Origin of the sequence: Budvicia aquatica DSM 5075 = ATCC 35567, from assembly GCF_000427805.1 — a bacterium.
GTDB lineage: Bacteria > Pseudomonadota > Gammaproteobacteria > Enterobacterales > Enterobacteriaceae > Budvicia > Budvicia aquatica.
Window position 1 is genome coordinate 5,740 of the sequence record NZ_KE386591.1, and the last position, 7,419, is coordinate 13,158.

Sequence of the window (7,419 nt, forward strand, 5' to 3'; positions counted from 1 at the left end):
CAGTGAGCAAGACGGTAACTCCCGATATGTTTGCCCTCACCGGTAACCTACTTTCGCAGGTCCAACACGACGCGGATGGGGACACTGGGCTCTTGTCATGGGTTGACCAGCCATCGGCCACGTATGTGTGGAAGCACAATGGTACTCCACTGGCACCTGCGCAGTTATCCACCCCGCTGTACACTAGTTTCCCGGGCAGCGCGGTGACGCTGGAGGTTGGTGCTGAGGTGCTGACCACCACTCAGACCGGGAGTCCATGGATGAACAATTCGCCGATACTGACCAGCACCTACACCCTGAACGTGCCAGCGGCACCAATACCCCTACCGGCCAGCGTGAAGTTAAACGTGAATGGGTATCAGTTTGCAGGTAACAGCGGATTCCCCCGTACCGGTTATACTAACGCGAGTTACCAGATATGGATGAATGGGACGTCCACGGCTAACAACAGTGCATATATATTCACGAGCGATTCTAACTGGGTCTCGGTCGGACGCACAACGGGTATCGTCTCAATGAACAGAAATCCTGGAGCGGGATATACGGCTGCAATAATATCTATAACTGCGGTCGACGGGACAACAGAGTATAAGCATGTAGTACACCCCAGATTGTGGGGAAGGGTCAGCGCGCCGGCCAGGAGCGCTATGTATGACGGCAATACTATGTGCCCGCCCCCAGAAAATCCGTCGAATTTGAATGTTGTGATGGTAAGTGGCACTAGGGGTACGGTAGCGGGGGGCGGGATATGGAATGAGTGGGGCTCGGTCGCGGGGTCAAACGGACCGATGCGCATACCAGACAGCATATTTAGCTCAAGCGGCGACACCGACTACAGGGACCATGAGGTTTCGAGTAATAGTAGCAGTATAACAAGAACAAGTCCCCTTAACATGATAGGTAATTGCACTAGGACAGGAACAACAGCGAGGTATCAACAAAACTTAAATTATTGTCAGGCCGGTGGGACGATCACATTCATAACTACTTATGTACCGATGCTTTGCCACATGAATATCTGATCAAATCAGTTAATGCTTATGGCGGTGCCCATCTGCTAGGGTGACACTGCACGGAAGTGCACCCACCGCAGGCGAGCCACCGCAACCAGCGCTTGACATAGCCCACCACCCTGTCCTGCTGCTGTTTGGCAGACAGGTGTCGGGTTTGCTCATAAAGCCGGCGAAGCTTGGTCAGGTGATTGGCAAGGGCCTTAGGTGCGACGGATTGGACACCCTGGTCGGTTAGCCAGTATCCCATCCAGTCAGTGCCTTTGCGGGTGGGGCCAATGAAGGTTTTATCGGGATGTTGCCGAAACCCGTATTGGTTGAAGTACTGATTAAGTTTTCTGACTGCCCTGCGCAGTTGCCAGCGGGTTTTGGTGATGATGAAAAAGTCATCCATGTACCGCGAGTAATCTAGATTCGGTTGGTTGGCAAAGTGCGCATCCACCTCGTAGAGATGGAATGCCGCCAGGAGTGGACTGAGCGAGGAACTGCGGGCAATGCCGAATTCGGGAGTATGAAAAGTGCCCCGTCTTCGACACTGTAGTGCAAAAACTGCCAGACAAGGTTAAGGAGTATCGGATGGTGAACATGAGATTGCACCTGTGAATAAAGCGTCTGCTTATTGATACGGGCGTAATAGCCCTTGATATCAGTACGGCAGACAAAGCGAGAGTTCGGTTGGCGAAGCACCTGATGGAGACGTTGTACGCTTTTCTTGCCTCCCTGATGACCTTTGATGTGTTCGCACCGTGGATGCACAGGCAGCTGTGGGGTCAGTAGTAAGGTCAGGCATTTCAGCACTAACGCATCCGGTGAAGACCAGAGTGCCCGGGTGTCCCCTTGGGCGGTTTTGACTAACTGGAGTGGTGAGAGTTGATAAGTCCCGGCATTCAGTTGCTGGTAGAGGCGCTGCTTTTCAGCCTGCCAGTGAAATCGAAGGTGCCAGACATCGGCATTCGCGGGGAAGTGCTTACGGGTTTGACAGAGCCAGGTGAAGGCGGACTCAAGCAGGGTGTGGGAAAACAATTCCGACATGCAACTCGAGGGGTTAATGGTTGATGGGTGGTTGGTTTTTGACCTGACACATCACTAAATCAGTCTGGTTCGAAATGTTCTTCACGTCAACACCCTGTTTTTCAGCGTTAACGTCAGCGATTGGGTGTCTAGTTTGATTTTTGGGGTAATCCCCTGCCGTTTTTATTTATGTCTTTTGAAGGTGTCGTTATGTCACAACGTTTGAACCCTGAGCCAGTCCGTCACTATACCGACCTGGCAGAGATTGCCGCGTTAAAAGAGCAGTCCGGTGATTGGAGAGGCGCGTCTCAGTATTGGGCGATGGCCGAGGATGTTGCCCGGTTGCCTGAAAACCGACTGTGGGCGGGGTCACGGGCGAGATATTGCAGTCATGAGGCGAGACAGGGTCTTGGCTATGCGGGCCGGTCAGTGCCATCACCTAATCAGAAATCCCTGGCCTCGACCCCCATCTCCCTAAAAAACGCCAAGGAAACGGTGAAGTACCACAATGAGTGAATGTGCGCACAGAGTTACCGCATCACCGAAATAGTGGCGTTGATTGTGGGACAACCTAATTTTACTGAGTTATCAATTTTTACCGGGGGCACTATCCCCTGAATAAGGAGTTTGACGATGTTCATATACCGAAAACCCCCACCCGTTTGCCCGTATTGCGATGACACCACNCAGGTGCGCAAACANGGAACATCGCGCTGTGGCTTTCAGCGTTACCGCTGTTGTGACTGTGGTCGCACGTTTCAGGGTAAATACGTTTATCAGACGAGTTGTCAGGCCCAGTCAGTGACCGAGGCATAAGGTGCCCGTGGATGCCGACAATACGCCCTGCCTGTGGTCGTGACAACGATAGACCGCTCACGACTCAGGTCCGGTCTCGGAGATTTTAGATGACGATGATGATGACATTACTCAATCGAGGGCAACGCCCGGCGTGTCCGCATTGCGATACAGCAACGCAAATCCGCAAACACGGTAAAGCCCGCAGTGGCTTACCGCGTTACATGTGCCTCAGTTGCCGAGGAACGTTTCAGGGCCGGTACATTTACCCGGCTTATCAAACGGATGGGAATGACCGTGTCGGAAGCTAATCGACGAGGCAAGGTAACAACAGGGAGCGTGTGTCATGAGAGTGACCAGTTTGGATATTGTGGTCAGTGCGGTGACCTTGCTGGCGATAGCGGTGATGGTCCCCATGCCATGGTTATCCTCCGCCCGAGATGCGGGTGGCCCCCTTCGTTGCGCCCCGGTCTCCGTACTCAGCGAACCGCCGCCTGCCTCCATCACGGCGCTATGGCTGGCGTCATTCCCGGCCCCGGTCAAGCCTGCACGAGATTGCCCGATACCTGTCCTCACTGCCCATCCTGCAGTATCACAACAACAAGAACCCGTGTTATGGCATCAGATGAGGTATGACGATGAGTGAAATAAGTCAAAAACAATTAAACGCCCCATCAGGTTATACCGCCAGTCAGGCTGGGCCTCGTTATGCGTACGATAACGATGAGATAGACCTGTTTGAATTGCTCCTTCGGCTCTGGGACAAAAAGGGGCTGATTCTGATGGTGACGCTGGTCACCACCCTGATGGCCGGCATCTATGCCTTTACCGCTAAAGAACAGTGGACGGTCAAAGCCTATGTCTCCCCGCCAAGAATGGCCCAGATGGACGATTACCTGACATTAAGACGGGCCTTTGCCCGGGTGAGTGGCATTAACGCCGACCCACAGGCAATAGCCAACCATTTATTCAACCGGTTCACCGAGATGGTGTCCAGCCCCAATGAGAAGCTGACTTACCTATCCGAGACGACTTACGTTAAGCAACAGACTGAATCGATGGACTCGCAGGCGAAACGTGTTTGGCTAACGGAGATGGCTGACAAGGGACTGGTGACGTCCCCGCCGGATGAAAAGAAAACCCTCCCTTACTTTATGCTGTCGGCGTCGGCGGATAATCCCCAGACCGCGCTGGCGTTACTGAGCGATTACGTTGACCGCATNAATGNCCAGGTGATTGCNCAAGATGANGCTGAATTTCAAAACAATCTTCAGGCCATGATATTGGCGCGTCAAAAGGAACAGCAGGATATNGANTTTAGNNTGCAAGCNGACAGAACGAACCAGTTNGCCAANCTGACCCGNTCACGCAGTACGGCTCAGCGGGCNGGGATTANGGANTATTACGCTAATTCAGCCAGCAACGGTGNNACCAAGATTGANCTGGCNAATTCGGTNCACNNNTACATGCTGGGTGAGAACTTTTTGAGTGCGGAAATCAACAGCCTGACGGAGAGTCCGATAGTGTACCCCGTTCGGTATCATGATATCAGTCGGGAACTGAGTCTACTGGCGCCGTTACTGCAACAGCAGGTGACCGCACAGGTGTATCGTTATCAGCTTACGCCGGGCGAGCACGTGAAAAAGGACCGGCCTAAGAAAGCGCTGATACTTGTACTGGGGGTATTGCTCGGTGGGATGCTGGGTATCGGTACCGTACTGGTGATGGACAGTATTGCCCGTTACCGTCGTGGTTAATCGGAATGCGTTGGTGTCCGGAGGCAGAGCAGGTAAAATGAGGAACGAAATGATGCAGGATTCGGCTTATTATGTTGGTTTCATCGTATTGGGTAGCGTGTTCTATCTGGTGGCTGACTGGATGGAATGGGTCAGGTAGTGACGTTCGGGCACTATGCGGGTGTTGTTACGTATTTTCACCCACTCGCGATAGGCCTCATGCGCTGGGTACCGACTGCTCGGGAAAATGGGCTGAGGTGAAGATAAATGAACATCATGACGAATAGACCGGTGCTGTCAACGCTGACGTTCATTACCGCCCTGTTTCTGGTCAGCTTTCCGACGCAAGCGACACTGAGTGGCCCGACAGGCCATATCCAAGGGCGTGCACCCACGGCCGCCGGCGGGTTGCTGCTGAGCGGACCTGTCGGGGATATTGAGGACAATGCGACGGTGAGCCTCTCACAAACGCCGTCTCAGTTTGGCATATCGGCTGATACCACCGAGTTAAGCTTAACGGATGTCGATGGTGACTTGAGCTTGTCGGCGGTGGTTGATGTGCCCCGCGGCTCACTGTCGTGGTCATTGGACAGCGTCCCCTTGACGGCCTCGCAACTTAACCAACCGTTTCAAACGGATTTTGCCGGTAAGACGCTATCGGTGGTCTTGACGGTGCCAGTGATAACCACCTCGGTCACCGGAGTGCCGACCTCGGGGACGCAGCCCTTCACCCAAACTTACCGGGTCAACGTGCCTGCACGTCCAGTGGTCCGAGTGAATGGGACCTCGTTTGCTATCGACTCGGCTTTTCCGACCACTGGTTTTACTGGGGCCACCTTCACGTTGTGGATGAATGGCGTGGATACGCAGACCAACGACCGTTATACCTGGGCGAGTAACCAGCCTTGGGTCAGCGTACTGGGCGGTCAGGTGACGTTGACGGCCACACCGACAACGGCCACTCGAACGGTGACTATCACGGCGACACCCACGGCGGGCGGCCCAGCCATCACCTACACCTTCTCGCTGGCCCGGTGGTTTATGTCCAATGGGCTCACCAAGTCAGACGGGAGTACCAGTGACGCTTGGTGCAGCACTCAAGGGGCTCAAGTCCCGACTCGACAAGGTGTGACCAGTGATATCGGCAGTGGGGCGACGCGGGGGGCGGGCAGTCTATGGGGCGAATGGGGGAGCATGCCGAACTATGGTAGTCAGTGGAGCGGGGATTATTACTGGACTAAAGACATGGCCCTGAGTGGTAAGCGCTACAGTGTGGGAATGACCTATGGCAGCCTTAACCTATCACCGTCAAGCACATTGTATTATACGTTATGTGTGACAACACTGTAGGCCGGTCTTTTATTGTAAGGGTATTTGATGTTAGGGATAATCAGCCACGTTAATAAGACCGGGTTCGGACGACGCAAAGCGCTGTCGGCACGTGCTTGGTCGATGGGTTTGCTTCTGGCTCTGCCGGGCGTAATGATATCAAGCACAGCCTATGCTGTCCTGAGTGGTTCTACAGGCGTTATCACGGGCAGCGCACCAACAGCGACGGGAACGGTATCGATTCTGATGCCCGATGGCACCACGCCGCTGACAAGTACCCTTCCCGCCGTACTGGGCAGAACGACGACGCCAGACCAATTTACGTTGGCACCGCTGACGACGGGACTGGTGTTTGCGGATGCCGACGGCGATACGCCTGCCAATCCGAGCCTGACGTTGTCCCCAGCGGTTACGTGGGTCTGGACGAAATCCAATGGAACGCCACTGACACCCGCCCAGCGTGCTCAGCCTTTTTCGACGTATTTGGTGGACGGGGATATTGCCGAGGTGAGCGCCATGGTGCCGGTGACCATCACATCGAGCACGGGCATGCCACTGACGCTGGGCACACCAACGCTCTTTAATACAGGCGTGTTTCAGGTGAAGGTCAGTATCCCGGTGTTGCCGACATTGCAGGTTAACGGACATCAGTTTGCGCTGAGTAGTGGGTTTCCGAAAACGGGATTTGTGGGGGCGACATTCCAACTGTGGATGAACGGTATCGATGCCACTGAAAATGGTGATTACACCTACAGTAGCGACCAGCCTTGGGTGGCCGTAGACACTGCGGGGAATGTTGAGTTTATCGGAACCCCGACATCAGCCAATAAAACCGCGACGATTACGATGACAGACCGGAGTGGTGTTGAAGCCCCGAGGGATTTTAGCTTTACCTTAGATAGGTGGTTTGTCAACGGGGGCGCGACTCAGATGAATGCACCAACGGCGGACAATTACTGTAGCGGATTGGGCGGCGGGTACGCGACACCGGGATACGAGACGGTGACTAACGGGGCTTACTGGGTCGCGGGAACGCGCACGAGTGACGGAAAGTTATGGCCTGAGTGGGGCGAAATGGGAATCTACGGTCACGGTTGGGTTAGCAGCAGTTACTGGGCTATCGAAATGAATGGCACCAGTCGCTATGACTTCAACTTATTCGCCGGTGCGTTGGGCAATAACATTCCGAGTGTGAGTTTTAACGTGGCGTGTTCTATGCCGCTGTAGTTTTAGTGGCATAGGCGCACTCCCCAGAAATCACAAACGGCACTCAGGGAGTCGTCAGCATACGATAAACGGAGATCTCAATCATTGTTGGTTGTGTGAAATCGGCGATATATTGACCCTGAGGGTTTTACATTGAGTAATTATACTTGGACTTGGACTGGATGGCGCGTTTTAAGTCGGATGATATTAAGAATGATGAGCGGCTCAGCCTTTCGTTGCCTAATTTGGCTGATGCCGTTGATGAGTGTGGTCGTGCAGGCGAAATTGAGTGAACCTACAGGGCAAATTGAAGGTCGAGCACCTACCGTGGC

General features: G+C 53.9%; 9 protein-coding genes. 8 read left to right on the plus strand and 1 reads right to left on the minus strand.

Annotated features, from left to right (window positions below; genetic code table 11):
* Positions 1-347 precede the first annotated feature (347 nt).
* The gene (locus YWE_RS32235) at positions 348-1,022 is read left to right on the plus strand and encodes a hypothetical protein (protein ID WP_407641208.1); all 675 of its coding nucleotides are present in this window, start codon (positions 348-350) and stop codon (positions 1,020-1,022) included.
* Between the two features lie 16 nt (positions 1,023-1,038).
* Here the strand turns inward: YWE_RS32235 and YWE_RS32240 are convergent, their stop codons facing one another.
* Positions 1,039-1,452: a reverse transcriptase domain-containing protein gene (locus YWE_RS32240; protein ID WP_071605941.1), complete on the minus strand. Its 414-nt coding sequence runs from the start codon at positions 1,450-1,452 to the stop codon at positions 1,039-1,041.
* 779 nt (positions 1,453-2,231) lie between these two features.
* Here YWE_RS32240 and YWE_RS28770 point away from each other — a divergent pair.
* The 7 genes from YWE_RS28770 to YWE_RS0125410 all read left to right on the plus strand — a co-directional run bounded on the left by YWE_RS28770 (position 2,232) and on the right by YWE_RS0125410 (position 7,108).
* Entirely contained in the window at positions 2,232-2,537 is a 306-nt protein-coding gene (locus tag YWE_RS28770; RefSeq protein ID WP_036017153.1) for an ANR family transcriptional regulator, read from the plus strand.
* Positions 2,538-2,654: 117 nt separating this feature from the next.
* Complete coding sequence (locus YWE_RS32245) at positions 2,655-2,837, plus strand: IS1/IS1595 family N-terminal zinc-binding domain-containing protein (RefSeq protein WP_428829310.1); 183 nt, start codon at positions 2,655-2,657, stop codon at positions 2,835-2,837.
* A gap of 101 nt (positions 2,838-2,938) precedes the next feature.
* Complete coding sequence (locus YWE_RS32250; RefSeq protein WP_428829312.1) at positions 2,939-3,127, plus strand: IS1/IS1595 family N-terminal zinc-binding domain-containing protein; 189 nt, start codon at positions 2,939-2,941, stop codon at positions 3,125-3,127.
* Between the two features lie 35 nt (positions 3,128-3,162).
* Positions 3,163-3,462: a hypothetical protein gene (locus YWE_RS0125390; protein WP_029096950.1), complete on the plus strand. Its 300-nt coding sequence runs from the start codon at positions 3,163-3,165 to the stop codon at positions 3,460-3,462.
* Positions 3,455-4,573, plus strand: a complete 1,119-nt coding sequence (locus YWE_RS28775) for an LPS O-antigen chain length determinant protein WzzB (RefSeq protein WP_051323593.1) — start codon at positions 3,455-3,457, stop codon at positions 4,571-4,573. Before YWE_RS0125390 ends, YWE_RS28775 begins: the two co-directional genes overlap by 8 nt.
* A 246-nt stretch (positions 4,574-4,819) precedes the next feature.
* Positions 4,820-5,902, plus strand: a complete 1,083-nt coding sequence (locus YWE_RS0125405) for a hypothetical protein (RefSeq protein WP_029096951.1) — start codon at positions 4,820-4,822, stop codon at positions 5,900-5,902.
* 27 nt (positions 5,903-5,929) lie between these two features.
* Complete coding sequence (locus tag YWE_RS0125410; RefSeq protein WP_029096952.1) at positions 5,930-7,108, plus strand: hypothetical protein; 1,179 nt, start codon at positions 5,930-5,932, stop codon at positions 7,106-7,108.
* The last annotated feature ends 311 nt before the right edge of the window (positions 7,109-7,419 follow it).